This window comes from Rhizorhabdus sp. P4_G5 (genome assembly GCF_056401065.1).
Genome location: NZ_JBFUKB010000001.1, coordinates 100,749 through 127,478 on the forward strand (window position 1 = coordinate 100,749; position 26,730 = coordinate 127,478).

Consider the following 26,730-nt stretch of genomic DNA (forward strand, 5'->3'; position numbering starts at 1 on the left):
GCGGCACATTTCCAGCCTTGATCATCCCATGAGGTCCGCGCCCGATGGCCGTGCAATATAGTTTCGTGATGAAGGGTCTCACCAAGACCTTCCCCGGTGCGAACAAACCGCTGTTCAACAATATCCACCTGCAGTTCCTGCCGGGCACCAAGATTGCGATCATCGGCGTCAACGGCGCCGGCAAGTCGACCTTGATGAAGGTCATGGCCGGCATGGACACCGAATATGTCGGCGAGGCCTGGGCTGCCGAGGGCCTGACGGTGGGCTATCTGGCGCAGGAGCCGCAACTCGACGCATCCAAGACGGTCAAGCAGAACGTCATGGACGGCGTCCGTCCGGTCGCCGACATGATCGATCGCTTCAACGCGATCTCGGCCGAGATGGGCGATCCGAAGGACGATACCGATTTCGACGCGCTGATGGAGGAAATGGGCGTCCTTCAGGAAAAGATCGACGCAGCCGACGGCTGGACGCTCGACAACCAGCTCGAGATCGCGATGGAAGCGCTGCGCTGCCCACCCGGCGACCTGCCGGTGACCGACCTGTCGGGCGGCGAGAAGCGCCGCGTCGCACTATGCCGCCTGCTGCTCGAAAAGCCCGATATCCTGCTGCTCGACGAGCCGACCAACCATCTCGACGCCGAGAGCGTGGCGTGGTTGGAACAGCATCTGATCGATTATGCCGGCAACGTCATCCTAGTTACCCACGATCGCTACTTCCTCGACAATGTCGTGGGCTGGGTGCTCGAACTCGATCGCGGCCGCGGCATCCCGTATGAAGGCAATTATTCCTCCTGGCTCGACTCGAAGTCGAAGCGGATGGAGCAGGAAGAGCGCGAGGACGCCGGCCGCCAGAAGGCGATCAAGGAAGAGCTCGAATGGATCCGGCAGAGCCCCAAGGCGCGCCAGACCAAGTCCAAGGCGCGTATCCGGGCGTTCGACGAGCTGGTCGAAAAGCAGAACAACCGCGCGCCCGGCAAGTCGCAGATCGTCATCCAGACCCCAGAGCGCCTTGGCGGCAAGGTCATCGAGGCCCAGGGTCTGACCAAGAGCTACGGCGACAAGGAACTCATCAAGGGGCTCGATTTCACCCTCCCGCCCGGCGGTATCGTCGGCGTGATCGGCCCTAACGGTGCCGGCAAGACCACGCTGTTCCGCCTGATCACGGGTCAGGAAACCCCAGATTCGGGCTCGATCGACATCGGGCCGACGGTGAAGCTCGGTTTCGTGGACCAGAGCCGGGACGCGCTCGATCCCAAGAAGAATGTCTGGGAGGAAGTCTCCGAGGGACATGACATCATGACCGTCGGCAAGTTCGAGATGTCGACCCGCGCCTATGTGGGTGCATTCAATTTCAAGGGTCCTGACCAGCAGAAGAAGGTGGGCCAGCTTTCGGGTGGCGAACGCAATCGCGTCCATATGGCGAAGATGCTTCGCAAGGGCGGCAATGTGCTGCTGCTCGACGAGCCGACCAATGACCTCGACGTCGAGACCCTGCGCGCGCTTGAAGACGCCCTCGAAAATTTCGCGGGCTGTGCGGTGGTGATCAGCCATGATCGCTTCTTCCTCGATCGGCTCGCGACGCACATCCTGGCGTTCGAGGGCAATGGCCACGTCGAATGGTTCGAAGGCAATTTCGAGAGCTATGAGGAAGACAAGCGCCGACGGCTCGGCGACGCCGCCGACCGGGCGAGTGCGGGCACGTACAAGAAGCTGACGCGCTAAGCTCCGTCGGGACCGTCATTCCGCAAGACCGGAATGACGGTCCGGCTTACATATATTTCATCGGATCGGGGGTCGGCAAATCGCAGGCGCTCTTATAGCCCTTCTTGCATTCGGCCACCTGCGCCCGCCAGTCTCGCATCGCCATTGCATAAGCTTCCTGCTGGCGGATGAAGGTGGCGTCGGTCGAGAGAACCTCGCGATGATGGTCGCGCAGCGCCTGCTCATAAGCAGCCTTGTCGGCCTCATATTGCGCCTGGTTGGCATCATTCTGCGCCGCGACGGCGGATTGCGCCTGGATCACCGCGGTGCCGACCTGATTGTTCAGCGCCTTGGTCTGGGGAACTTCGCGGGCGTCGGCTGCCTGATGGGCCGCGTCGTTCTTGTTGCTCATCTGCGCGGCAAGCGGAGCGACCGCGATCAGCGCGGTGATGGCCAGGATGGAACGGGCGAACATGCTAAGCTCCTTTGAAAACACGGAGCCATAACGATCGATGTCCGGGCGCGTTCCCGATTGGTGGCCGCCCTATGCGGGCGAGAACCTGCCGCTTGCCTCGTCGAGCAGGTGCAACTGGCCGGTGGCGACGGCAAAATAGGCGCCGTGGATGCGCAGCCTGCCGGCCTGTTCCCGGACAGGGATGCAAGGGAAGGTACGAAGATTCGCGATCGATACCTTCACCGCTTCGAACTCCATCGCGCGGATCGCTTCCTCGCCCTGTCCATGCTTCGCCACGACGCGCTCGCGAGCCTCGTCGAGCATCGACATCCATTCGGCGATGAAGCCGCCTTCACCGGGCGCGCTGTGCTCGAACCGCTGGGTGAGCGCCGCCGCGCAGCCGCCGCAGCTCTGGTGGCCCAGCACGACGATCTCCGGAATCTCGAGCTGCGTCACTGCGAACTCAAGCGCCGCGGACACGCCGTGGCGGCCGGGCGTGGTTTCGAAGGGCGGCACCATGTTGGCGACGTTGCGAACCATGAACAGCTCGCCGGGCGATGTGTCGAAAATGATCGTGGGATCAACCCGGCTGTCCGAGCAGGCGATCACCATCAGCTTGGGGTTCTGCGCCTCGGCAAGCTCGCTCCAGCGCGCCCGCTGCTGCTGCCAGCCATTTTCCTTGAAGCGGTGGTAACCATCGAGGAGTGCTGCGAAGTCGGTCATGGGCAGCGCCCTAATCATGGTCGCGGGGGCTGGCAAGTGGTCGGCACATGGCTTATCTGGCTTGCCATGAGCGACCCCCTCCAGAACCCCGCCGCGCTGCGGCCCCGCAAGCCCGACTGGATTCGCGTGAAGGCGCCGATGGGGAAGGCGTTCAACGATACGAGAGCGCTGATGCGCCGCCTGAACCTCGCGACCGTATGCGAGGAGGCCGCGTGCCCGAATATCGGTGAGTGCTGGACCAAGAAGCATGCGACGGTGATGATCCTGGGGGACACATGCACCCGGGCCTGCGCATTCTGCAACGTCAAGACCGGCATGCCGCGCGCGGTCGACCTGTCCGAGCCGCAGCATGTCGCAGATGCGGCAGCCGAACTCGGTCTCGAGCACATCGTCGTCACGTCGGTGGATCGCGACGACCTCGCCGATGGCGGGGCATCGCAGTTCGTCAGGGTGATCGAGGCACTGCGCCGCACCACGCCGACCACCACGATCGAGATCCTGACCCCCGACTTTCGCAACAAGGCGGATGCGGCGATCGAAGCCATCGTTGCAGCACGTCCCGACGTCTACAACCACAATCTGGAGACGGTGCCGAGGTTGTATCCGACGATTCGCCCCGGTGCGCGCTATTATGCGTCGCTGCGCCTCCTGGAGACGGTCAAGCGGCTCGATCCGACGATCTTCACCAAATCCGGGATCATGGTGGGTCTCGGCGAGGAGCGGCTCGAAGTTCATCAGGTGATGGACGATATGCGTTCGGCCGGCATCGACTTCCTGACGATGGGTCAATATCTCCAGCCGACCCCCAAGCACGCCAAGGTGATCGACTTCGTGCCTCCCAAGACGTTCGAGGCCTATGCCGCGATTGCGCGAGCGAAGGGCTTCCTGCTGGTCGCCGCGACGCCGCTGAGTCGGTCGAGCTATCACGCCGGCGATGATTTCGCGAAGCTGCGCGATGCACGCAACGCCGAACTGGCGCGCAAGGCACCTGTTCCGGTCGCCTGACATGCCGCGTCATAGCGAGACCCGCACGCTGCCCTACACGCCCGATCAAATGTACGATCTGGTTGCCGACGTGTCGTCCTATGACGAGTTCCTGCCGTGGATTTCGGCGGTACGAATTCGCTCGAACAGCGAGAGCGAGATGGTCGCGGATCTGATGGTGGGCTTCAAGGCGCTCCGCGAAAAGTTCACCTCGAAGGTGACCAAGCACAGGCCATCGGCGATCCATGTCGATTATGTCGAAGGGCCGCTCAAATATCTCCGGAACGACTGGAAGTTCACCAGCGACGGGCATGGCGGCACGATCGTTGATTTCACGATCGAGTTTGAGTTCAAGTCGCGCCTGTTCGAGATGGTTGCGGGCCAGGTGTTCGATCGCACGCTCAGGATGATGATCGGCGCGTTCGAGGATCGCGCCGCCAAGCTCTATGCGTCCTCGGCGAGGGTCGCCCCCGGCATCAGCAGTTCGAGCGCGCACAGCGCGGCCTGAAGCCGCACGCCGCCACGGCCGAGATCGCCGAAGTGGCGCTTGTCGGCGACGATATCCTCCGCGTCGCCGCCCCTGCGCGCCTGACCGAATACGACCGTGCCGACCGGCTTCTTGTCGCTGCCCCCGCCGGGGCCAGCCACCCCGGTGATCGCCACGGCGATGTCGGCGCCGCTCTGCTCGAGCGCTCCCCGTGCCATCGCCCAGGCGACGGCGATCGATACCGCGCCGAAAGTCTCGATCAGTTCGACCGACACGCCCAGCATCGAGATCTTGGCCTCGTTCGAATAGGTGACCAGCGACGCGCCCAACACGTCCGATGAGCCCGGAATCTCTGTCAGCGCCGCCGCGACCAGCCCGCCGGTGCAGCTTTCCGCAAGCGCGATCTTTCGGCCCTCGGCGCGATTGGCGTCGATCACGCGACGGGCAGCATCGAGGAGCTCGGAGGGCAGGATGGTGTCTTGATGCTGTGGCACGATATGTCCCTGATACTCTAGATTTGCGGCACGCGCACGGTGACAATCGCCTGTGCCGCGATGCCCTCGCGCCGGCCGGTGAAGCCCAATTGCTCCGTGGTCGTCGCCTTTATGCTGACCTGGCCGACCGTCAGCCCGAGCATCTCCGCGATCCGACCGCGCATAGCATCGCGGTGCGGCCCGATTTTCGGAGCCTCGCAGATGATCGTCACGTCGACATGATCGATGATTCCGTGGCGATCCGCGATCAGGTCGCGCGCATGGGTCAGGAAAATCTCGGACGCCGCGCCGCGCCATTGCGGGTCGGATGGCGGAAAATGGCTGCCGATATCGCCCGCTGCGATGGTTCCGAGCAACGCGTCGACCAAGGCGTGGATCGCCACATCGGCGTCGCTGTGGCCTGCAAGGGCCTGGTCGTGCGCTATCGTGATGCCGCCGAGCTGCACCGCGTCGCCGGGTGCAAAGCCGTGAACGTCGAAGCCGAGCCCGGTGCGGCTGATCATCCGTGCGCGTTCGGCGCGCACGAAGTCGGCAGGCAGGGTCAGTTTTTCGAGCATTGGATCACCTTCGACGAGGGCGACATCGAGACCGTGGGCGCGCGCGACCTGGGCGTCATCGGTCGCCTCCCGGCTAGCATCCCACGCATGGTGCGCGGCGAGAATCGCATGCCGGCGGAAGGCCTGGGGGGTCTGGATACGGTTGAGCCCGGCGCGCGCGACGGCGTCTCCGAGCATCGCATCCCCCCGAGCCAGGGTGTCGACGACCGGCAGCGCCGGCACCGCGCCGTCGGCACGATCCAGCGCGTCGAGCAGGCGATCGATGACTATTGCACGCAGGAAGGGGCGGGCGGCGTCATGGATGAGCACGATATCCGAATCGATCGACTCGAGCCCGGCGATGACGGAGTCGCGGCGCAGCGCGCCGCCGATGACGGCCTCCGGAAGAACGCGGCTGCCTATCGCCTCGTCATAAAGGAAGCGCTGATCCTCGCCGATCACCACCTGGACGCTGTCGATCGCGGGATGGCCGGCCAGCGCGTCGATCGCATGTGCCAGCACTGACTGGCCTGCGACGGCGATATATTGCTTCGGCACGGCTCCGCCGACGCGCATGCCCTGGCCGGCGGCGACGATCAGCCCGGCGATGCGATTTCTCCCCGACATGGCCGCGGGGCTTAGCCGACGCCGTGCTTGCCCGCCAGCCGCTTTGCGGCTAGAGGCGGTGCCGCTTTTTTAGGCAATATGGCTCTGATGACTCCTAGGCTTCGCCCCATCGATATCGGTTCCGTGCGGATCGATACGCCCGTCATTCTCGCGCCGATGACCGGGGTGAGCGACCTGCCGTTCCGGAAGGTCGTGCGGCGCTATGGGTCGGGCCTGAACGTCACCGAGATGATCGCCAGCCAGGCCGCGATCCGCGAGACGCGCCAGTCGGTGCAGAAGGCGCTGTGGGATCCGGCCGAGGAACCGGTGTCGATGCAACTCGTCGGCTGTACGCCGAGGGAAATGGGCGAGGCCGCGCGGCTCAGCCAGGATCGCGGCGCCGCGATCATCGACATCAACATGGGTTGCCCGGTGCGCAAGGTCGTCAACGGCGATGCCGGCTCGGCGCTGATGCGGACCCCTGAACTCGCGGTCGAGATCGTCAAGGCGACCGTGAAGGCCGTCGACGTACCGGTGACGCTGAAGATGCGGATGGGCTGGGATCATGACAGCCTCAACGCGCCTGAACTGGCCCGCATCGCGGAGGATGTCGGCGTGCGGATGATCACCGTCCATGGCCGCACCCGCTGCCAGATGTATAAGGGCTCGGCCGACTGGGCGTTCATCCGGCGGGTCAAGGATGCAGTGTCGATCCCGGTGATCGTGAACGGCGACATCTGTTCGATCGACGATGCCGTGACGGCGCTGGACCAGTCGGGTGCCGATGGCCTGATGATCGGCCGCGGCGCCTATGGCCGCCCGTGGCTGCTGGCGCAGGTGATGCAATATCTGCAAAGCGGCGAAGTCCGGCCAGATCCTTCGCTTGAAGAGCAATATCATGTAATCACAGCGCATTATCATGAAATGCTCGAATTGTACGGCAAGGATGTTGGCGTCAACATGGCGCGGAAGCATATCGGTTGGTACACGAAGGGCCTGCCCGGATCGGCCGATTTCCGCAACAAGGTGAACCAGGAGCCGCAGGCCGAGGCGGTTCTTGCGATGCTCCGCGAATATTATGCGCCATGGCTCTCCCGGGCGGCAGCCTGATCCGCTTCGCCTGGCGGGGACCCGCGGCCGACAGGCCGACCGACTCTCCGTCTCCAGCAGAGATCATGGCGGTGATGGCGACGGCGGTGATGGTCATCGATCCCGAGGGCCGGGTGATCGAGATCAACGCCGCCTGCGAGTCGCTTCTGAACCTCAGCCGTACCCAGATCGTCGGCCGCGCGATCTTCGATGCGATCGGCCATCCGCTGACGACGATGCCCAGCGATGCCCCATTCGCAGCTTATGACGTCGACATCACCCTGCCGGATCGGCGGCGGATGCGGGTCGACCTGATGGTTGCGCCGCTGCCAGACCGGCTTGGTTGGCGTGCTGTCTCGATCCATGGACATGCCCGCAGCGCACTCGGCGCCCGATCGATCGATCGTGAGGGCGGCACCCGCACTGCCGTGGCGGCCGCGGCGATGCTCGCGCATGAGGTCAAGAACCCGCTGTCCGCCGTTCGCGGTGCCGCACAGCTGCTCGAAACAACCTGCGACGAGGAGTCGCGCGGGCTCACCCGGCTGATCCGCGAGGAGGTGGACCGGGTCGCCGCGCTCATCGACCGCATGCAGGGTTTCACCGATACACGGCCCATCGAGATGGCTCCGCAGAACATCCATGCGATCCTCGGTCATGCTCGCGAGGTCGCGCTCAAGGGCTTTGCGCGTGGCCGGACGATCCGCGAAGTCTATGACCCGTCCTTGCCCGCGGTGCTCGGCCACCGCGATTCGCTGGTCCAGATCCTCATCAACCTGCTCAAGAACGCGGCCGAGGCGATGACCGACAGCGAAGGGACGATCACCCTGACCACCGCCTATCGCCATGGCGTGTCGATGCGCCGCGCGGATGGCGACGCGCGCCAGCCGCTGCCCATCGAACTCTGCGTGATCGACGATGGCCCAGGCGCGCCCGAGGAGATCGAGGGCCACCTGTTCGATCCGTTCGTCACGACCAAGCGCACCGGCAGCGGGCTGGGGCTGGCGCTGGTCGAGAAGCTGGTGTCCGATCAGGGGGGCATCATCGAATATGCGCGCGAAGGCACGCCACCCAAGACGGTGTTTCGTCTGTTGCTGCCGCGCGCCCGGGTGACGGCATGACCACGCTCGGGGGCAGGGTGCTCGTCGTCGACGACGATGCCGCGATCCGCACCGTCGTCCGGGAGGCCCTGCGCCGAGCCGGCTATGTCGTGGAGACGGCGGCCTCGGTCGCCGAACAGCGCCGCCTGTTCGCCAGCTTCAATCCCCAGGTGCTCGTCACCGACGTCGTCCTTCCCGACGGCAATGGCCTCGACGTGATTCCGGAGGTGCTAGAAAAAAATCCCGGCCTTCCGATCATCGTCCTGTCTGCGCAGAACACCTTTACCACCGCGTTGCGCGCGACCGAGCAGGGCGCGTTCGACTATCTGCCGAAGCCGTTCGATCTCGGCGAACTGACCCGTGCGGTGGCCGATGCACTGGCCGCGCGGATGAGCAGCGGCAGCGCGCTGCGCGTTACCGAGGCCGCCGAGGACCTGCCGCTGATCGGCCGTTCGCCGCCGATGCAGGAAGTCTATCGGACGATCGCCCGCGTCGTCGCCAATGATCTGACCGTCCTCGTGCTCGGCGAGTCCGGCACCGGCAAGGAACTGGTGGCCCGCGCGGTCCACGATTTCGGGCCGCGCAGTTCGGCACCGTTCGTGGCGATCAACATGGCGGCGATCCCGCGCGAACTGATCGAGTCCGAGCTTTTCGGGCACGAGCGCGGCGCCTTCACCGGCGCCCAGGCACGCACCGCCGGCCGATTCGAACAGGCCCAGGGCGGCACGCTGTTTCTCGACGAGATCGGGGACATGCCGATGGAGGCGCAGACCCGGCTGCTGCGCGTCCTCCAGGCGGGCGAGTTCACGACGGTCGGCGGCACCCGCTCGATCCGCGCCGATGTCCGCATCATCGCCGCGACTCATAAGGATCTGCCGCGGCTGATAGCCGATGGCGGCTTTCGCGAAGATCTCTATTACCGGCTCAACGTCGTGCCGATCCGCTTGCCGGCGCTGCGCCAGCGCGGCGAGGACATCGGCGAGCTGGCGCGCTATTTCCTGGAGCGGGCAGCGGCCGACGGACTGCCGCGCAAGGCGCTCGATCCGGGCGCGATCACCCGTCTCATGCAGCATGGCTGGCCCGGCAATGTCCGCGAGCTCGAAAATCTCATGCGCCGCCTGGCCGTGTTGAGCCGCGAGGACGTGATCACGGCGGCGCTCGTCGAGCAGCAATTCCAGCAGCCGGCGATGATCGACACCGGGCCCATGGTCAGCGGCAATGGCGGCGGACTGGCGGACGCGGTCGAGCAGCATCTCGCCCGCTATTTCGCTACTTTCGGCCGCGACCTGCCCCCCGACGGGCTCTATGACCGCGTGCTGGCGGAGGTGGAGCGGCCGCTGCTCGAGCTTAGCATGGCGGCGTCGAAGGGAAACCAGTTGCGCGCGGCGCGGCTGCTGGGGATTAATCGCAACACTTTGCGCAAGAAGCTGACCGATCTGTCGATCGACGCGGTGGCGGCTCGCCGAGGCGACTGAGTCGGCCTCAATGGTCGAAATGACGTGCCGGGACGACCAGTTGCCGGTTTACTGTGTTCCAGAAGCCACGCTCTTGTGGTATTCTGGTCACGATGGCGGCTTTGGGACTCGCATATAAGCGTTTGCAGCGACGGGCGGCGGCAGCGTTGCGGCCTCGCCGCCTGATCCCCCTCCTGGAAATCGCGGTGCCTGTCGCGGCGCTGCTCATCTTCGTCGCCAGCTATCGCATCGTCACAGCCAGCGATAAGCCCGAGGTGCCGATCTCGCCATCGGTGGCGGCAGCGCTGCTGGGTGCCAACCTCATCGCGTTCATGGGCCTCATGGTGCTTGTCGCACGCCGCGTGGCCCAACATCGGGCCGCGCGGTCGGAACTCGGCGGCAAGGCGCGGCTGCATGTCCGGCTCGTCGCCTTCTTCTCGTTGATCGCCACCGTTCCGACGCTGCTCGTCGTCATCTTCGCATCGCTGCTGTTCCAGGTCGGCACCCAGTTCTGGTTCTCGGACAAGGCTCGCGTGGTGCTGAAAAGCTCTGAGAGCGTTGCCCGCGCCTATGTCACCGAGAGCAAGGAACGGCTGCTGGGCGACATATTGGCAATGTCCGGAGACCTGCGCGGGGCGCTGACGGCAACGACGGTCGACGATCCGCGTTTCGCACCGTTCTTTGCGCGGCAGGTGGCATATCGCGGTCTGTCGGAGTCTGCCATCATCAGCATCGACCGTGACGGCACGCCCCAGCTGATCGCACTCGCAAATCTCGACAAGCGACCGCTCGACAAGCGGCTGCCGCCGGCTACGCTGCCTTTCCTGCAAGGCGGCCAGCCGCGCGTCACGGCCGAATCGGGCGACCGGATCGAGGGGACGATCCTGCTCGATTCCGCGAGCCGGACCTATCTCTACATCTCGCGCCAATCCAACCGCGACGTGCTGTCCCAGGCGGCACGCGCCCGTTCCGCGCTGGGCGACTATATCGCGACGGTGGATCGCGCTCGCGCGCTCCAGCTACGCTTCAATATCCTGCTGATGATCATGTCGCTGCTGATCTTCGGCATAGCCATCTGGGTGGCGATGACGGTCGCGGACAGGCTGGTGCGCCCCGTCAACGAACTGGTCGCGGCGGCGCGGCGCGTGGCCGCCGGCGACTTGTCTGCGCGGGTCCATAGCGCCCCCACGCCCGACGAGATCGGCACGCTCGGCAGTGCCTTCAATCGCATGACGCGCAAGCTGGGCGAGCAGACCGGCGCGCTCGTCGCCGCGAACAGCCAGCTCGAAAGCCGCAGCGCGTTCATCGAGGCGGTTCTTTCGGGCGTCACCGCGGGAGTCATCTCGGTCGATCGCGCGCGCCACATCACGCTGGTCAATCCGTCGGCCGTCGCCCTGCTCAACCTCGAGCAGATGGTGGAGGGCGTGGCGCTCGCCGATATCTCGCCCGAACTCGATCATGTCATCGACAGCGGCGACCGCGAAGTGGTCGTCCAGGTCGTCGTCGATGGCGAGCCGCGAACGCTGGCGGTGCGGTGCGTGGCGGCAGAGGGCGCGCATGTGCTGACGTTCGACGACATCACCCAGCGTCTCGCCGACCAGCGCCGCGCCGCCTGGGCGGATGTCGCCCGCCGCATTGCCCACGAGATCAAGAATCCGCTCACTCCGATCCAGCTTGCGGCCGAGCGGCTGCAACGCCGTTATGGCAATGAAGTGCAGTCGGACCCCGGCGTGTTCGAGCGGCTCACCGCGACGATCATCCGACAGGTCGGCGACATGCGCCGCATCGTCGATGAATTCTCGTCCTTCGCGCGCATGCCGAAGCCGGCCTTTCGCGCCGAGGCGGTGGTGGACATCGCGCGCCAGTCGCTGTTCCTGCACGAGGTGGCGCATCCTGCCATCAGCTTCAGCCTGGACAGCGAGGGGCTCGCACCCACGATGGTGTGCGATCGCCGCCAGCTGGGCCAGGCGCTCACCAACCTCGTCAAAAATGCGGTCGAGGCGATCGAGGAAAATCCTGCCCAGCAGGCGCCGGGGGTGATCGCGATGACGATCCGCGCCGACGACCGGCGGCTGCGCATCCTGCTGGCCGACAATGGCCCCGGCCTGCCGGCCGAGCGCAATCGCCTTACCGAGCCTTATATGACGACGCGCAAGCGCGGCACCGGCCTCGGCCTCGCGATCGTCCGCAAGATCGTCGAGGACCATCTCGGGACGCTGGCGCTGCGCGACCGGCCCGGCGGCGGCACTCTGGTCGAGCTGGATTTCGACCTCGAATCGCTTCGCGGACTGAGCGTTGCCGACGATGCCGTGCACGACAATGAAGACGCGAAATTTCCTGAACTCACGCGAAGTGGAACTGGTTGAGCCATGGCTCTGGAAATCCTGATCGTCGACGATGAAGCAGACATTCGCGACCTGGTGGCGGGCGTCCTCGAGGACGAGGGCTATTCCGCGCGCACCGCGGCCGACAGCGATGCCGCGCTCGCTGCGCTCGATGAACGCCGTCCGTCGCTGGTGCTGCTGGACGTCTGGCTGCAGGGTTCGCGGCTCGACGGGCTGGATCTGCTCGAGGAGATCAAGCGGCGCGATCCTACCCTGCCGGTGCTGATGATCTCGGGCCATGGCAATCTCGATACCGCGGTGGCGGCGATCCGCCGCGGCGCGACCGACTTCATCGAGAAGCCCTTCGAAGCCGAGCAGCTGCTGTTGCTGGTCGGCCGCGCGACCGAGACCGATCGTCTGCGCCGCGAGAATGCGACGTTGAAGGCCCAGATTGGCCAGGAGGAAGAGCTTACCGGCAATTCCGGGGCCATCAACGCGATCCGCGCCACCCTGAAGCGCGTTGCGGCAACCGGAAGCCGCGTGCTGGTCAGCGGCCCCGCCGGCGTAGGCAAGGAAGTGGCGGCGCGCCTGCTCCATCTGTGGAGCAATCGCGCCCAGGCTCCTTTCATCGTCGTCAGCGCGGCGCGGATGGAACCGGAGCGGGTCGAGGAGGAGCTGTTCGGCGTCGAGGCGAATGGCGAACTGCTCCGTCCCGGCCTGCTCGAGCAGGCGCATGGCGGAACGCTGTTCCTCGATGAGATCGCCGACATGCCGCTCACGACCCAGGCCAAGATCCTGCGGGTTCTGACCGAGCAGGCGTTCAACCGGGTCGGCGGCCAGCGCATCGTCAAGGTCGACGTGCGGGTCGTCTCGGCGACCGCGCGGAACCTTGCCGACGAGATCGAAGCGGGCCGGTTCCGGGAGGATCTCTATTACCGGCTGAACGTCGTGCCGGTTCATATACCCGCGCTCAACGAGCGCCGGGAGGATATCCCAGCACTGGTCGAGCATTTCCTTGCCCGATTCGCATCCGAGCGGCGCGTGCCCACGCCGATGGTCACCGACGATGCGGTCGGCGCGCTGCAAACCTATGACTGGCCGGGCAATGTCCGCCAGCTGCGTAACATCGTCGAGCGGACGATCATCCTGGCGCCAGGCGACCGCATCGGCCGGATCGAGCTCGACATGCTACCGCCGGAGGTGCTGAGCGACCAGGCTCGCCTCGCACCCGGCGAAGCGGCGCGATCGATCATGGGAACGCCATTGCGCGAAGCCCGCGAAACCTTCGAGCGCGAATATCTGCGCGTCCAGATCAGGCGCTTCTCGGGGAATATCTCGCGAACCGCGTCGTTCATCGGGATGGAGAGGTCGGCCCTTCACCGCAAGCTGAAGACGCTGGGGCTGGTCGATCCTCGCGAGGATGAGGTGGAATAGGCCGGCGATTCCTCGGCATCTGTGCGCCGAATTGAATGCTGCAACTGCGAGATAGACGCCGGCGATTCGCTTCGCTATCATCCCTGTAGTCCCGCATAAGGCGTGGCTGCACGACGCTAAGCACGGCGCAACCAGCGGGCCATGACCCGCCAAGACCGGAGACCGGCAATGGCCGATAAGGTCAATAATCTCCAGGATATCTTCCTGAACTCGGTCCGCAAGACCAAGACTCCCGTCACCATGTTCCTCGTCAAGGGCGTGAAGCTCCAGGGCATCATCACCTGGTTCGACAATTTTTCGGTTCTGCTGCGCCGCGATGGCCAGTCCCAGCTGATCTACAAGCACGCGATATCGACGGTCATGCCCGCGCATCCGATCGACATGAGCGAGATCGACAAGAGCTTCGAGGAGAAGAAGGCCCACCTGCTGCAGGAAGTGTTCCTGTCGGCAGTGCGCAAGGCGCGTGAGCCGGTGACGATGTTCCTGGTAAATGGCGTGATGCTTCAGGGCGAGATCGCGGCCTATGACCTGTTCTGCATGTTGTTGCGGCGCGACGGCCTGAGCCAGCTGGTCTACAAACATGCTATATCGACGGTGCAGCCAGCGCATCCTATCAACCTCGCCGAGGTCGACGATAGCGACGACGAAGATGAGGACGATTGAGCGTTTTCAACCGTGAAGATGACGACGGGCTGAGCCGCGGCGCGCGAGCGCTGGTGGCTTTGCCCGAGCGTTCCGGCGACAGCCAGCGCAGTGCCGAGGCACGGCTCGACGAGGCGGCGGGTCTGGCCGCCGCCATCGGCGTCGACGTCGTGGAGAAGCTTGCCTTCCGACTGCGCGATCCCAAGCCCGCCACTTTGTTCGGTTCGGGTCAGGTTGACCAGATCGCAACGGCCGCACGGATGGGCGAGGCCGAACTGATCATCGTCGACGCGGCTCTTACCCCTGTCCAGCAGCGCAACCTCGAAAAAGCGATAGAAGCCAAGGTCATCGACCGAACCGGGCTGATCCTTGAGATATTCGGGGAACGCGCGGCGACAGCGGAAGGCCGCCTGCAGGTCGAGCTGGCCCATCTCGATTATCAGGCCGGCCGGCTCGTCCGCAGCTGGACCCACCTCGAACGCCAGCGCGGCGGCTTCGGCTTTCTCGGTGGTCCGGGCGAAACCCAGATCGAGGCCGATCGCCGCTTGATCCGGGACCGCATGGCCAAGCTGCGTCGTGAACTGGAGCAGGTCCGGCGCACCCGCGGGCTCCATCGTGCCCGGCGGCAGCGCGCGCCCTGGCCGGTTATCGCGTTGGTCGGGTACACCAATGCCGGCAAGTCGACCCTGTTCAACCGGATGACCGGCGCCAAGGTGATGGCTGAGGACCTGCTGTTCGCCACGCTCGATCCGACCATGCGCCAGATCAGCCTCCCCGGCATCGACAAGGCGATATTGTCGGACACCGTCGGCTTCGTCTCGGACCTTCCTACGCAGCTCGTTGCAGCGTTCCGCGCGACGCTGGAGGAGGTGACCGGCGCCGATCTCATCCTCCACGTCCGCGACATCGCTCATCCCGACAGCGACGCCCAGGCCGCCGACGTGCTCGGCGTGCTGGGGGATATCGGGGTCGGCCCCCGCGCGCCGGACCATGACGCCGGAGAGGGCGCCCCGATCATCGAGATCTGGAACAAGATCGACATGCTCGATGCCGAATCACGCGCCGCGATTGAAGCCGAGGCGATGCGTCGCGAGGATGTGGTGACCCTGTCGGCGCTGTCGGGCGAGGGCGTCGATACCCTACGTCGGGTCGTTTCCGAACGCCTCTCGACCGGAAACCGCGTAAGGACCTTGTCGGTTTCACTACAGGACGGCTCGGCGCTCGCCTGGCTGCACCAGAATGGTGAGGTGCTCGGGCAGGAGGTCGACGGCGACCGCATAGCCGTCGAGGTGCGGCTTTCGAACAGCGATCTCGCCCGGTTCGAGGCGCGGTAGACTGGATTGAGCGCCGTTCCGGAGGCTCGCTCTTATGTTCGCTTCGCCTCCACCCAAAGTGCTTCCTTCTCGTCCAGCGAAAGACCCGCGAAGGTATCGCCTGCCATCGCCTCTATCGTCCGGAATCGTTTTTCGAACTTGGCATTCGCGCCACGCAGTGCCGCTTCCGGATCGATTCCCAGCTTGCGCGACCAGTTGACCACCGCGAACAGAAGATCTCCCATCTCCTCGGCGCGATGTTCGTCGGATCGCGCTTCGGCGACTTCGGCGATTTCTTCTTCAATCTTGGCGAGGGCCCCCGCTGGGTCGGGCCAGTCGAAACCGGTTCGCGCCGCCCGCTTCTGGAGCTTTTCGGCGCGCAGTAGCGCGGGCAGGGCGGCCGCGACGCCGGCCAGGGCGCTCCGGTCGTCGGACTTTCCGGCTCGCTCGGCGGCCTTGATCTCCTCCCAGCCGGGGCTTGCGCCCTCGCCGAAGACATGCGGATGGCGCCGGGTCATCTTGTCGCTAATGCCGTCGAGCACGTCCTGGAGGCTGAAAGCCCCCCTTTCCTCGGCTATCTGCGCGTGGAAGACGACCTGGAGTTGAAGATCGCCGAGCTCGTCGCACAGGGCCGGCATGTCGTCGCGCTCGACGGCATCGGCGACTTCATAGGCCTCTTCGATCGTATAGGGGGCGATCGTGCGGAAATCCTGTTGGACGTCCCACGGGCAGCCTGTTTCGGGGTGGCGCAGCCGCGCCATTATGTCGCGGAGTCGTTCGATCATGTCGGTCACCTATCCCAGGGTGGCAGCGGCGAGAAGAGTGCCCGGAAATACTCGATGAACGCCCGCACATTCGGGGCGGTTTCCGCGCCGCGCGGGTGGACCGCGTAGATCGCGACGTCGGTTGCCCCGCAGACATCGGGAAGAACGCGGACCAATGTGCCGTTGCGCAGCGCCGGGCCGATGTCCCAGGTCGAGCGCAGCGCGATGCCAAGCCCGGCGATAGTCAGTTCGCGGGCGACCTCGCTCGAATTGGTGCGAACGGCACTGGCGCCATCGACAGTGACCGGGCCGGCAGGGCCCTCGAGCCGCCAGGGCAGCTGATGGGCGGCAGCGAGCAGTCGATGGCTGGCAAGATCGGCGATGCCGGCGGGCGTGCCATGCTCGGCGAGATAGACGGGCGCAGCGCATAAGATGCGGTGGTTGTCGGCAAGCCGGTGCGCCACCAGCGACCCCGCGGGCTCGGATGCGATGCGAATGGCGATGTCGACCCGTTCGGCGAGAAGGTCGGAAAATCCATCATCCAGTTCCAGCGACATTTCGATGCGAGGATTGAGATCCAGAAAGCCCTTGAGGTGGGGTGCGATGTGCAGCCGGCCGAAGGACGTCGGCGCAGATACGAGCAGTCGACCGCCGGGCTGGCCGATCCGACCGGCGACGCGCGCCTCCGCTGCGCGCGTCTCCTCGATGATGCGGCGGACATCCTCGTAGAAGCCCTGGCCGACGTCTGTCAGCACCAGCCGCCTGGTGGTGCGGTGGACGAGCGTAGAGCCGAGGCGGGCTTCGAGGCGCGCGAGCCGCTTGGACGCCATCGCCGGTGAGATTCGCAGGCGCCGCCCGGCGGCCGAGAGGCTGCCGGCCTCGACGATGGCTACGAACAGCGCATAATCTTCGTGCATGGCGGAGAGCTAGCCCGATCATGCGTTGCAATGCCATCGCTAATCCCTGATGACGGCGCAGGAGTGGCGGGCAGGAGACGGGGGCGTAGCGTGCGCCGGCTCGCCTGGCATTACAGGCAGGAGGCCCCGGGGGCGGGTGGATCTTTGAACGCGTCCGTGGACCAGAGCGACCGACGCCGCACGGCGTTGCGGGATGTCGGCGAATTGGCCGGAGTCCAGTATCTGCGCGGCGTCGCCGCGATCATGGTGCTCATCTATCATGTCCCCGTACAGCTTGGCCGGATGGGCTATGCCGGGCCCTGGCCGGCAGGGTTGGCGGGCGGAGTCGACATCTTCTACGTCATCAGCGGATTCATCATGTGGGTGACCACGGTGGGGCGTCCGCAGGATACGCCACTGACCTTCTGGCGTCGCCGCATCCTGCGCATCGTCCCGCTCTACTGGGCGGTTACCGGCTTCGTCACGGCGGTCATGCTGGTTTCGCCCGGCCTGCTGCAATCCTCGCGGTTCGATCTTGCTCATGTCGCGGCATCATTCCTGTTCGTCGGCTACAGCCACCCGCTCACGCATATGATCGAGCCGGTGGTCATCCCGGGCTGGACGCTCAATCATGAGATGTTCTTCTATCTGCTGTTCGGATTGTTCCTGCTGGTGCCGGCGTCATGGCGTTTCGCCGGCATGATCGCGACCCTGGCGTTGCTGGTGCTGCTCGGCTCGATCAGCCGCCAGGCGCCCGACAGCGTTGGCGGCTTCTACACATCGGGCATGCTGCTAGAGTTCGGGCTGGGCGTCGCGGTTGGCGTGATCGCAACCCGGGGCGCTGGCCTGGCGCGGCTATCCTCCGCTACCGGTTGGGCCATGCTGGCCATCGGCGCCGCGGGGGTCATGATGCTGCCACAGGTTGTCGCCCTTCCACGCCTGCTCGCCAGCGGCCTGCCATCGGCGCTGCTGCTGGCAGGCCTGCTGGTGGTGGAAGCGCATCACGGGCTGTTTCGCTCGGCGCTGCTGCATGGACTGGGCGACGCCTCCTATTCGATCTACCTGTCGCACATGATCACGCTATCGGCGACGAGCCAGCTGTGGCGCGCGCTGGGCTTCGCCACCGACTTGCGGGCGCTGGCGCTATATGCGCTGCTGTCGATCGCGATCAGCGTAGCGGCGGGCTGCCTGTTGTATCTGCTCGTCGAAAAGCCGTTATCGCGGCGCCTTGGTGGGCAGCACCGATTACATGCCAGACTGGCAACCGCCTGAGGGTCGATGACAATAGCCGAAATGACCTCTATCACTGCCGCCATGCCAGCCGATATCGCCGTGATCCTACCTTGCTACAATGAAGAGGCGGCGATCGCCACGACGATCGCCAGCTTCAAGGCTGCGCTGCCTGACGCACGCATCTACGTCTTCGACAACAACAGCAAGGACCGCACCGTCGAGGTCGCGCGGGCGGCGGGGGCGATCGTCCGCACGGAGCGGATACAGGGGAAAGGCAACGTCGTCCGGCGCATGTTCTCCGATGTCGAAGCCGACATCTACGTCATGGCCGATGGTGACGCGACCTATGATGCATCGGCAGCGCCGGAGATGATCCGGATGATGCTCGACGAGCGCCTCGACATGGTGGTGGGCGCGCGGCGATCCGAAGTGGAGGCGGCCTATCGCCGTGGCCATCGCTTCGGAAACGCGATGCTGACAGGTCTTCTGGCGCGTCTTTTTGGGAGAACTTTCTCCGATATCTTATCAGGTTATAGGGTTTTTTCGCGACGGTTCGTTAAGAGCTTCCCGGTGCTTTCGGCAGGCTTCGAGATCGAGACCGAGATCAGCATCCATGCGCTGGAACTGCAGATGCCGGTCGGTGAGGTCGTCACTCATTATGGCGCCCGGCTGGAGGGTTCGACCTCCAAGCTGTCGACCTATCGCGATGGCTGGCGGATCCTGTCGACGATCGGCACGCTGTTCCGGATCGAGAAACCGGTGCTCTTCTTCGGAGCGATCGGAGGGCTGCTCGCCCTGCTCGCGATCATCCTCGCGATACCGCTGGGCATCACCTATCTGCAGACCGGACTGGTACCGCGACTGCCGACGGCCTTGCTCGCGACCGGCCTGATCATCCTGGCCGTGCTCAATTTCTTCTGCGGCCTGATACTTGCTACGGTGGTGCGCGGGCGGCGCGAGGTGCGGCGGCTCGCCTATCTGAGTTTCGCGGCGCCGGGCGGTCAGGATCGCGACAAGGGCAGCACCACCGGCTGATCTTCGATCGTCCCGGTCCAGGCCCGGATATTATAGCAGCGGCTCAGATGTTCCGGGGTCAGCACGGTCGAGGCAGGGCCATCGGCGACCAGCCGGCCTTCGTGGATCAGGATCAGCCTGTCGCAAAAGCGCGCTGCCATCGCCAGGTCATGGAGCACCGCGATCACCAGCGTCCCGGCAGCGGCCTCCGCCTTGAGGAGCTCCATCATCTGCAGCTGATGGCCTGGATCGAGCGCCGCGAGCGGCTCGTCGGCTATGAGGGCGGGCGCTTCGACGGCAAGCGCACGCGCGATCAGCGCGCGGGCGCGCTCTCCGCCCGACAATTCGGTTACGACGCGATCGCGCAGCTCGAGTATTTCGGCGCGCGCCATCGCACGCTCAACCGCCGCCCGGTCGGCACCGCCAACCGAGGAGAACGGCGCCAGGTGCGGCAGGCGGCCTAGCGACACCAGCCGCTCCACCGTCAGCGGCCAATGAACCATCTGCCCCTGCGGCAGATAGGCGATGCGATGCGCAAGCCTCGCGCGCGGCACGCGCTGCACGTCCGATCCGTCGATGAGGACCTGTCCCGCAGCAGGCTGGATCAAGCCGGTGATGGCCCGCGCCAGCGTCGATTTGCCCGCCCCGTTGGGCCCGATCACCCCGACCAGCGCACCGGGTTCGATCCGGGCATCGACAGCATGGAGGACGGTGCGCTTGCCAAGCACCACCTGCAGCGCCGAAATGGTGAGACTCACCATAGCCGTCGCTCGCGAACCAGATGGTAGAGGAACACCGGGACCCCGAGCAGCGCCGTCAGCACGCCGAGGCGGAGTTCGCTGTCGGTCGGGATCAGCCGGACGGCGATGTCGGCCGCGCTGAGCAGTGCCGCTCCGCCTAGAGCGGAAGGCAGCAGCAGCGCCGATGGCGAACGATCGCCGAGCGGACGTAGCAGATGCGGCACGATCAGCCCGACGAACCCGATCGCCCCGGACACCGCCACCGCTCCGCCGACGCCGATCGCGATCCCGCCGAGGAGTCGCCAGCGCAGGGCGCGCAGGTCGACGCCGAGGGTTTGCGCCGCATCCTCGCCAAGGGTGAGCGCATCGAGCGCCCGGCCGTTCCACAACAGCAGCACCGCGCCGATGGCGATGCACGGCAGAGCAAGCCAGAGATGGACGAAGGAGCGATCCTCCAGCGAGCCCATCAGCCAGCTCATGATCTCCATCGCCGCGAAGGGATTCGGCGCGAGGTTGAGCGCAAGGCTGATCCCGGCGCCGGACAGCGTGCCGACCGCTATGCCGGCGAGGATCAGCGACAGCGGGCTCTCGGCGCGGCCGGCGAGCAGCATCAGCGGCGCCAGACCGATCAGCGCGCCACCGATAGCCAGCAGCGGCAGGCTCAGCGGATGGGCTTGCGTCAGCCCGAAATAGAGGGCGACCACCGCGCCGAGGGCGGCCGCGTTGGAGGTGCCGAGCACCGAAGGCTCGGCGAGTGGATTGCGCAGATAGCCCTGCAGCACCGCACCGGCGAGGCCAAGCATCGCACCGACCAGCAGCCCCAGCAACGCTCGCGGCAAGCGCAGCTCCAGCAGCACGGCGCGCAGCATGGGGTCACCGCTGCCGGAGAGGATCTCGATGATCTCGCGGGATCCGAAGCGGGTCGGCCCCGTCAGCAGCGATCCGACGCCAAGCAGCGTCGCGGCCAGCGCGAGAGCGGCAATCAGCAACATGCGTCGGGTTAGGGGGCTGATGGTCATCGCGCTCGCTTGACCCTAGCCGCCCGATCTTCGATTGAGAAGGCGATGCGGTTCCGAAATCATCGCTGGTTCCTGCTGGCCGCAGCACTGCTCTGCGCGGCGCCCGCCACCGCCGCTCCGAAGCGGATCGTATCGCTGAGCCTGTGCGCCGATCAATATCTGCTCGCGCTCGCCGATCCTTCGCAGATCGTCGCGCTCAATCGCTTCTCGCACGATCCGGCGATGTCGTGGGGCGTGGCGAAGGCGCGCCGCTTCCCGGCGATCCGCGGCAGCGCCGAGGAGATGCTGACGCTGAAGCCCGACCTTGTATTTACGTCCGGTTTCGGCACTCCGGCGGCGCTGGCGGTGCTTAGAAGCCACAAGGTCACGATCATCGACCTGCCCCGGGACGATGATTTGGCGAGCATCGAGAGCACCACCAGGATGGTCGCCGCGGCGATCGGCCACCCGGCGCGCGGCGAGGCGTTGATCGCATCGATGCGCAGCCGCCTGGCGAAGCCGGGCAACCCGCCGGGCAGGGGCCGGACCGCGGCTTATTATCAGCGGCGCGGCTATCTGACCGGGCAGGGCACCCTGATCGACGAGATCATGCACCGCGCTGGGCTGGTGAACCTTGCGACGCGACTGAACCGGCCGATGCTGTCTTATCTGTCGATCGAGGACATGGCGATGGCCCGGCCCGACTTCCTGATCGTCGACAATGGCGGCCGCGTGACCGACAAGGGCACCGAGATGCTGGAGCATCCGCTGCTGTCGCGGTCGATCCCGAAGGCGCGGCGGATCGATATCCCCGAGGCGCTGACGACCTGCGGCGGCCCATCCTATCCCGATGCGATCGAAAGGCTTGTGACGGGGATCAGGCAGGCGGACCGGGTCGACCAGCCAGGCTCGTCATCCCGGCGGAGGCCGGGATCTCAGTAGAGGTTCGCCCCCTTGACCCGCTCCGTCCCTGTGACGGAATGGCTTACCTCGTCTCGCCGTCCTCTCCGCGATATTTCAGCTCGAGATAACGCCCCTGCGTGGCGAGCTTGTCGAGGTCGCCGCTCGCGAGTTGTTCGGCCATCCGTACCAACTGCTCGTCGACAACCCGCAGGCCCTCGACAAGCTGCTTGTCGGGCGAACTGCCGTTGCGGTCGGCGCGGCGCATTGCTTCGGGCACGCGCTTATAGCCGTCGATCAGTTCCGGCAGCTCCTCCGCCATCAGCTTGCGCAGTTCGTAGGCCGCGGGCGCACGGGCGTCGAGCGTGGCAAGCTGCGGACCGATCGCCTCGAGCTTGATGCCGATCTCGTCTGCAAGCCGCTGCGCCGGGGCGGGAAGGGCAGGGCGCTGCGCTTCGAGCCAGCGTTCGGTCTGCGAGGGCAGCAGCGGCAGATCGCTCTTCGCCATCTGCTCCGGGGTCGGCTCGGCAGCGTGCGGCCAGCCGAGGATGCCGAAGAAGACGATCGCCATCGCGACCAGCATCAGGAAAAAGCCGCCGATACCCAGTGGAGTTATGAACGTACCGATCAATCCGGCGGCTAGCATCACGCCGAGCACCGCGAAGAACGCATATTTCACGCGGCGGAAGAAGCCGGCCACGCGCCGCCGATGCGCCTTGATCTGCCGGGGCGAGGTGCGCGCGCGGACCCTTTCGAGGATTTCCTCGGCGCGATCCATGGTGCCGCGGCTGTCGACCATGGCGGCTATTCCAGCGCCCGGAAAGGCTCGGCCTGGCTTTGCGCCGCGCCCTCGGCCCGCGCGATATAGCCGCGCGACTTCTCGACTTCGGTAGTAAGCGTGCCGACGGTCTGCTTCATCGAGGACAGCGCTTCGACCTTGAAGCGGTCTATCGCGTCCATCGTGTCGTAGATGTTCTGGAACGCCCGCTGCAACGTCTCGACCGGAATGGTCGAGGCGGCCGCCTGCGTGTGGATCTCGCCGGTCTGGTTCTTGAGCATCTCCCCGGTGGAATCGATCATGTTCGCAGTCGTGCTGTTGAGAGCGGTGATCTGCTCGAGCACCAGCTTCTGGTTGGTCAGGGCCTGCGCGACGGTGACCGCCGTGCGCAGCGCCGCTACCGTCGTGGTGGAGGCGCGGTCGACACCCTTGACCAGTTCGACATTGTTCTTCTTGACGAGATCGAGCGCCAGATAGCCCTGCACCGTCACCGCCATCTGGGTAAGCAGGTCCTGACTGCGTTGGCGCACGTAGAAGAGCGCCGTTTCGCGGATTGCCTTGGCCTTTTCGGGATCGCTGCTGTCGAGTTCGAGCGCCTTGGTCTCGAGCCGCTCGTCGAGCGTCTTCGAGAGATGGATCATCTGCTCGAGCCTGCCCATCGCCGCCCAGAGATTCTGCCGCTCGACATCGATGGCGGCGTTATCCTTGATCAGCTCGTCCTTGCCCGACGCAAGGCTGCGCAGGATGGAGGAGATATGGCTCTGCGCCGATTTGTAGCTGTCGAAATAGTCGCGCATTCGATTGCCGAACGGAAAGATGCCGAACAGCTTCTTGCGCGTGAACAGGTCGCCCTTGCTGCCCGGGTCGAGATCCTCGATCGTCCGCCGCAGCTGGGCGAGATCGGCGCCGACGCCGGTGTCGGCGTCGATCGCGCGCACCGGGCGATCGAGAAAACGGTTCGACTGACCCGCGGCCTCGGCGATTTCACGACGGCCCATGTTGCTGATCGAATCAACCCGCTTGCCGAACTCGGGGCTATTGACGTCCTGCGCCACCAGCTCGTCGACGAAGCTGTCGACCTTTTCATCGAGCTGGCTGCGCTGCTCGTCCTTCAGAGGGACGAGGCCGGCGGCCTTATCGGGAGCGAGCACCTTGACGGGTGCCGGCGCCTGCAGGACGAGATCAGGTTCTTCGGTCGTCGTCGTGCTGGCCATTGCCGGCATCTCCCTATGTTTTGACGAGGCGGAAGATGGCGGCAAGAGGTGCATTATTCAAGCGATACGGTCTGCGGCCCTGCTCCGATCCAGCTGGTGCAAATGCTCAAATTGCAATGATTGCAAAAATTGCATCTATCGTTGTTGCATGAGCAGTTGTCGAATCGAACGCTGCACCGCAAAAGGAACGGGCCTTTCAGGCATCCTCTCCTAATAACTCAAGGGTCGGTTCCAACGAACCGGCCCCTTTTTTTGCCCGTCGCGGCGCGCATTGCGGTTGCGAGATTAGCGCCGCCGCATCGCTCACTCGGTTCCGGCCTTGTTGCGTTGCGCCAATTCAGCTATGCGGCCGGCAAATACCTCCAATCAGGATCATCAGAATCATGAGCCTCCGCAACGTGGCGATCATTGCGCACGTCGATCATGGCAAGACCACGCTCGTCGACCAGCTATTCCGTCAGTCGGGCACCTTCCGCGACAACCAGCGCATCGAAGAACGCGCGATGGATTCGAATGATCTCGAGAAGGAGCGCGGCATCACCATTCTGGCGAAATGCACTTCGGTCGAGTGGGAAGGCACGCGCATCAATATCGTCGACACGCCCGGCCACGCCGACTTCGGCGGTGAGGTCGAGCGCATCCTGTCGATGGTTGACGGCGTGATTCTGCTGGTCGATTCATCCGAAGGCGCGATGCCGCAGACCAAGTTCGTGACGGGCAAGGCGCTGGCGCTGGGCCTGCGCCCGATCGTGGTCGTCAACAAGATCGACCGGCCCGACGAGCGGACCCAGGAAGTTCTGGACGAAGTATTCGACCTCTTCGTCTCGCTCGACGCCACCGACGAGCAGCTCGATTTCCCGGTTCTCTTCGCCAGCGGCCGCAACGGTTATGCCAGCGAAAACCCGCAGGCGCGCGAGGGCACCCTCAAGCCGCTGTTCCAGAAGATCGTCGATCATGTGCCGGCGCCGGCCGCCGATCCGGACGGACCCTTCAAGTTCCTGGTGACCCTGCTCGACCGCGACAATTTCCTCGGTCGGATCCTCACCGGCCTGGTATTCTCGGGTTCGGTCAAGACCAACCAGGCGATTCACGCACTCGATCCGGACGGCAAGATCGTCGAGACCGGCCGTGCGTCCAAGATCATGGCGTTTCGTGGCCTGGAGCGGGTTCCGGTCGAAGAAGCCAATGCGGGCGACATCATCTCGATAGCCGGTCTCGCCGTTGCGACGGTGGCGAACACCATCGCCGATCCGACCGTGTCCGAGCCGCTGCATGCGCAGCCGATCGATCCGCCGACGCTGTCGATGCGCTTCGCCGTCAACGACAGCCCGATGGCTGGTCGCGAAGGCACCAAGGTGACGAGCCGAATGATCCGCGACCGCCTGTTCCGCGAAGCGGAATCGAACGTCGCGATCAAGGTGACCGAAAGCGCCGACAAGGACAGCTACGAAGTCGCTGGTCGCGGCGAGCTCCAGCTCGGCGTGTTGATCGAGACGATGCGCCGCGAGGGGTTCGAGCTCGGCATTTCGCGCCCGCGCGTGCTGTTCCGCGAGAATGAGCAGGGCGGCAAGGAAGAGCCGTACGAGACCGTGGTCATCGACGTGGATGAGGAATATTCGGGGACCGTCGTCGAGAAGATGGCGATCCGCAAGGCGGAGCTTCTGGACATGCGCCCCTCGGGCGGCGGCAAGACCCGCATCACCTTTTCGGCGCCGTCCCGCGGCCTGATCGGCTATCATGGCGAGTTCCTGTCGGACACCCGCGGCACTGGCATCATGAACCGGCTGTTTGAGAAATATGGCCCCCACAAGGGCAATATCGAGGGCCGCAAGAACGGCGTGCTGATCTCGAACGGTGCTGGCGAGGCGAACAGCTATGCGCTTGGCCCGCTCGAGGAGAGGGGCATTCTCTTCGTCGCGCATGGCGAGGCTCTCTATGAGGGCATGATCATCGGCGAGAATGCCAAGACCGACGATCTCGAAGTGAACCCGATGAAGGCGAAGCAGCTTACCAACTTCCGTGCTTCGGGTGGCAAGGACGACGCGATCCGGCTGACCCCGCCGAAGCGGATGACGCTGGAACAGGCGATCGCCTATGTCGACGACGACGAACTGGTGGAAGTGACGCCGAAGTCGATCCGGTTGCGCAAGCGCCACCTCGACCCGCATGAGCGCAAGCGCGCGAGCCGGGCCAAGCAGGCGGCGTAATCGGCCTGACGGAAAGAGGGGCGCCAGAGAGATCCGGCGCCCCTCTTCTTTTTCCTTATGGCGTTACTCCGGTGGAGCCCGGCTTCTCAGGCGTCTGACGCGCGGGTCAGTCGAAAAGCTCTTCCAGAAACGACTTCTTCCGCTTGTGCTTGTAGCGCGGATCATAGCCAAAGGGCTGCTGTTGGGGCGGCGGCGCATAGTGCTGCTCGCGTCCCTGCGGCGCAGGCACGGCTTCTGCGGCCGATCGCTCGATGATCTTGTCGAGCTCGCCGCGGTCGAGCCAGACGCCGCGGCATTGCGGACAATAGTCGATCTCGACATTCTGACGTTCGCTCATCGTCAGCGGTACCGCGCAGACAGGGCAATTCATATTCGGATGGGTCAACTTGTATCTCCCTCGATTTCGCGCTCGGCGCTGAGGAAGAGGGGACCCCGCGGCACCGAGCATTGCTCGATGCGGTCCGACATCACGATCGGTTTCGATCGCCAGAGGGGCCCGGCCCGCGCAACCAAGATAAGGGCGCGGCCGGGTTCGACAAGGGGTTTCGCATCCTCCCTTTTATCGTCACTCCAGCGAAAGCTGGAGTCTCAGGCATTAGGAGAAGATGTCGAGGCAGGAGCCTTGCCGAGATTCCAGCTTTCGCTG

General features: G+C 65.1%; 25 protein-coding genes. 14 read left to right on the top strand and 11 right to left on the bottom strand.

What is annotated here, in order from left to right; translation table 11 throughout:
• Positions 1 to 44: 44 nt before the first annotated feature.
• Positions 45 to 1,724 (top strand): energy-dependent translational throttle protein EttA, encoded by a 1,680-nt coding sequence (gene ettA / locus AC1DQK_RS00475; RefSeq protein ID WP_477866271.1) that lies wholly within the window; start codon positions 45 to 47, stop codon positions 1,722 to 1,724.
• Positions 1,725 to 1,770: 46 nt separating this feature from the next.
• Here ettA and AC1DQK_RS00480 read toward each other — a convergent pair whose 3' ends face one another.
• Together AC1DQK_RS00480 and AC1DQK_RS00485 are read right to left on the bottom strand one after the other, a co-directional pair.
• Complete coding sequence (locus tag AC1DQK_RS00480; RefSeq protein ID WP_477866273.1) at positions 1,771 to 2,178, bottom strand: hypothetical protein; 408 nt, start codon at positions 2,176 to 2,178, stop codon at positions 1,771 to 1,773.
• 69 nt (positions 2,179 to 2,247) lie between these two features.
• A complete protein-coding gene (locus AC1DQK_RS00485; RefSeq protein WP_477866275.1) occupies positions 2,248 to 2,880 on the bottom strand; it encodes a carbonic anhydrase in 633 nt (210 codons plus the stop codon).
• Between the two features lie 66 nt (positions 2,881 to 2,946).
• On the opposite strand from AC1DQK_RS00485, the gene lipA reads away from it, so the two are divergent.
• Together lipA and AC1DQK_RS00495 are read left to right on the top strand one after the other, a co-directional pair.
• Positions 2,947 to 3,885: a lipoyl synthase gene (gene lipA, locus AC1DQK_RS00490; protein ID WP_477866277.1), complete on the top strand. Its 939-nt coding sequence runs from the start codon at positions 2,947 to 2,949 to the stop codon at positions 3,883 to 3,885.
• 1 nt (position 3,886) lies between these two features.
• The gene (locus AC1DQK_RS00495) at positions 3,887 to 4,372 is read left to right on the top strand and encodes a type II toxin-antitoxin system RatA family toxin (protein WP_477866279.1); all 486 of its coding nucleotides are present in this window, start codon (positions 3,887 to 3,889) and stop codon (positions 4,370 to 4,372) included.
• On the opposite strand, the gene AC1DQK_RS00500 is transcribed toward AC1DQK_RS00495, so the two are convergent.
• Positions 4,309 to 4,845 (bottom strand): CinA family protein, encoded by a 537-nt coding sequence (locus AC1DQK_RS00500; RefSeq protein WP_477866281.1) that lies wholly within the window; start codon positions 4,843 to 4,845, stop codon positions 4,309 to 4,311. The genes AC1DQK_RS00495 and AC1DQK_RS00500 overlap by 64 nt on opposite strands.
• A 17-nt stretch (positions 4,846 to 4,862) precedes the next feature.
• Complete coding sequence (locus tag AC1DQK_RS00505) at positions 4,863 to 6,008, bottom strand: bifunctional 2-C-methyl-D-erythritol 4-phosphate cytidylyltransferase/2-C-methyl-D-erythritol 2,4-cyclodiphosphate synthase (protein ID WP_477866283.1); 1,146 nt, start codon at positions 6,006 to 6,008, stop codon at positions 4,863 to 4,865.
• Positions 6,009 to 6,095: 87 nt separating this feature from the next.
• Here AC1DQK_RS00505 and dusB point away from each other — a divergent pair, with 87 nt between their 5' ends.
• From dusB to hflX, 7 genes are all read left to right on the top strand, one after another.
• Positions 6,096 to 7,097 (top strand): tRNA dihydrouridine synthase DusB, encoded by a 1,002-nt coding sequence (dusB, locus tag AC1DQK_RS00510; RefSeq protein ID WP_477866285.1) that lies wholly within the window; start codon positions 6,096 to 6,098, stop codon positions 7,095 to 7,097.
• Positions 7,073 to 8,194 carry a two-component system sensor histidine kinase NtrB gene (locus tag AC1DQK_RS00515; protein WP_477866287.1) on the top strand — a complete coding sequence of 374 codons (1,122 nt, stop codon included), beginning with the start codon at positions 7,073 to 7,075 and terminating at the stop codon, positions 8,192 to 8,194. The genes dusB and AC1DQK_RS00515 overlap by 25 nt, the downstream gene beginning before the upstream one ends.
• A complete protein-coding gene (gene ntrC, locus AC1DQK_RS00520; protein ID WP_477866289.1) occupies positions 8,191 to 9,648 on the top strand; it encodes a nitrogen regulation protein NR(I) in 1,458 nt (485 codons plus the stop codon). The genes AC1DQK_RS00515 and ntrC overlap by 4 nt, the downstream gene beginning before the upstream one ends.
• A gap of 92 nt (positions 9,649 to 9,740) precedes the next feature.
• Positions 9,741 to 11,993, top strand: a complete 2,253-nt coding sequence (locus tag AC1DQK_RS00525; protein WP_477866955.1) for a sensor histidine kinase — start codon at positions 9,741 to 9,743, stop codon at positions 11,991 to 11,993.
• A 3-nt stretch (positions 11,994 to 11,996) separates the two neighbouring features.
• The gene (gene ntrX / locus AC1DQK_RS00530) at positions 11,997 to 13,385 is read left to right on the top strand and encodes a nitrogen assimilation response regulator NtrX (protein WP_477866291.1); all 1,389 of its coding nucleotides are present in this window, start codon (positions 11,997 to 11,999) and stop codon (positions 13,383 to 13,385) included.
• Between the two features lie 141 nt (positions 13,386 to 13,526).
• Complete coding sequence (hfq, locus tag AC1DQK_RS00535; protein WP_477866293.1) at positions 13,527 to 14,048, top strand: RNA chaperone Hfq; 522 nt, start codon at positions 13,527 to 13,529, stop codon at positions 14,046 to 14,048.
• Positions 14,045 to 15,361, top strand: a complete 1,317-nt coding sequence (gene hflX / locus AC1DQK_RS00540) for a GTPase HflX (protein ID WP_477866295.1) — start codon at positions 14,045 to 14,047, stop codon at positions 15,359 to 15,361. The genes hfq and hflX overlap by 4 nt, the downstream gene beginning before the upstream one ends.
• 32 nt (positions 15,362 to 15,393) lie before the next feature.
• Here hflX and mazG read toward each other — a convergent pair whose 3' ends face one another.
• Positions 15,394 to 16,125 (bottom strand): nucleoside triphosphate pyrophosphohydrolase, encoded by a 732-nt coding sequence (gene mazG / locus AC1DQK_RS00545; RefSeq protein WP_477866297.1) that lies wholly within the window; start codon positions 16,123 to 16,125, stop codon positions 15,394 to 15,396.
• A gap of 5 nt (positions 16,126 to 16,130) precedes the next feature.
• The gene (locus AC1DQK_RS00550) at positions 16,131 to 17,021 is read right to left on the bottom strand and encodes a LysR family transcriptional regulator (RefSeq protein ID WP_477866299.1); all 891 of its coding nucleotides are present in this window, start codon (positions 17,019 to 17,021) and stop codon (positions 16,131 to 16,133) included.
• 144 nt (positions 17,022 to 17,165) lie between these two features.
• Here AC1DQK_RS00550 and AC1DQK_RS00555 point away from each other — a divergent pair, with 144 nt between their 5' ends.
• Together AC1DQK_RS00555 and AC1DQK_RS00560 are read left to right on the top strand one after the other, a co-directional pair.
• On the top strand, positions 17,166 to 18,272 hold the full coding sequence (locus AC1DQK_RS00555; protein ID WP_477866301.1) for an acyltransferase family protein: 1,107 nt from the start codon (positions 17,166 to 17,168) through the stop codon (positions 18,270 to 18,272).
• A gap of 21 nt (positions 18,273 to 18,293) precedes the next feature.
• Complete coding sequence (locus AC1DQK_RS00560; protein WP_477866303.1) at positions 18,294 to 19,268, top strand: glycosyltransferase family 2 protein; 975 nt, start codon at positions 18,294 to 18,296, stop codon at positions 19,266 to 19,268.
• Here the strand turns inward: AC1DQK_RS00560 and AC1DQK_RS00565 are convergent.
• Complete coding sequence (locus tag AC1DQK_RS00565) at positions 19,235 to 20,008, bottom strand: ABC transporter ATP-binding protein (RefSeq protein WP_477866305.1); 774 nt, start codon at positions 20,006 to 20,008, stop codon at positions 19,235 to 19,237. The genes AC1DQK_RS00560 and AC1DQK_RS00565 overlap by 34 nt on opposite strands.
• Positions 20,002 to 21,006 carry a FecCD family ABC transporter permease gene (locus AC1DQK_RS00570; protein WP_477866307.1) on the bottom strand — a complete coding sequence of 335 codons (1,005 nt, stop codon included), beginning with the start codon at positions 21,004 to 21,006 and terminating at the stop codon, positions 20,002 to 20,004. The genes AC1DQK_RS00565 and AC1DQK_RS00570 overlap by 7 nt, the downstream gene beginning before the upstream one ends.
• 45 nt (positions 21,007 to 21,051) lie before the next feature.
• On the opposite strand from AC1DQK_RS00570, the gene AC1DQK_RS00575 reads away from it, so the two are divergent.
• The gene (locus AC1DQK_RS00575; RefSeq protein ID WP_477866309.1) at positions 21,052 to 21,927 is read left to right on the top strand and encodes an ABC transporter substrate-binding protein; all 876 of its coding nucleotides are present in this window, start codon (positions 21,052 to 21,054) and stop codon (positions 21,925 to 21,927) included.
• Positions 21,928 to 21,970: 43 nt separating this feature from the next.
• On the opposite strand, the gene AC1DQK_RS00580 is transcribed toward AC1DQK_RS00575, so the two are convergent.
• Together AC1DQK_RS00580 and AC1DQK_RS00585 are read right to left on the bottom strand one after the other, a co-directional pair.
• Positions 21,971 to 22,684 carry a hypothetical protein gene (locus tag AC1DQK_RS00580; RefSeq protein ID WP_477866311.1) on the bottom strand — a complete coding sequence of 238 codons (714 nt, stop codon included), beginning with the start codon at positions 22,682 to 22,684 and terminating at the stop codon, positions 21,971 to 21,973.
• Positions 22,685 to 22,689: 5 nt separating this feature from the next.
• Positions 22,690 to 23,877: a toxic anion resistance protein gene (locus tag AC1DQK_RS00585; RefSeq protein ID WP_477866313.1), complete on the bottom strand. Its 1,188-nt coding sequence runs from the start codon at positions 23,875 to 23,877 to the stop codon at positions 22,690 to 22,692.
• A gap of 383 nt (positions 23,878 to 24,260) precedes the next feature.
• Here AC1DQK_RS00585 and typA point away from each other — a divergent pair, with 383 nt between their 5' ends.
• Positions 24,261 to 26,084 (top strand): translational GTPase TypA, encoded by a 1,824-nt coding sequence (typA, locus tag AC1DQK_RS00590; protein ID WP_477866315.1) that lies wholly within the window; start codon positions 24,261 to 24,263, stop codon positions 26,082 to 26,084.
• Between the two features lie 106 nt (positions 26,085 to 26,190).
• Here typA and AC1DQK_RS00595 read toward each other — a convergent pair whose 3' ends face one another.
• Positions 26,191 to 26,454 carry a TFIIB-type zinc ribbon-containing protein gene (locus AC1DQK_RS00595; RefSeq protein WP_477866957.1) on the bottom strand — a complete coding sequence of 88 codons (264 nt, stop codon included), beginning with the start codon at positions 26,452 to 26,454 and terminating at the stop codon, positions 26,191 to 26,193.
• Between the last annotated feature and the right edge of the window lie 276 nt (positions 26,455 to 26,730).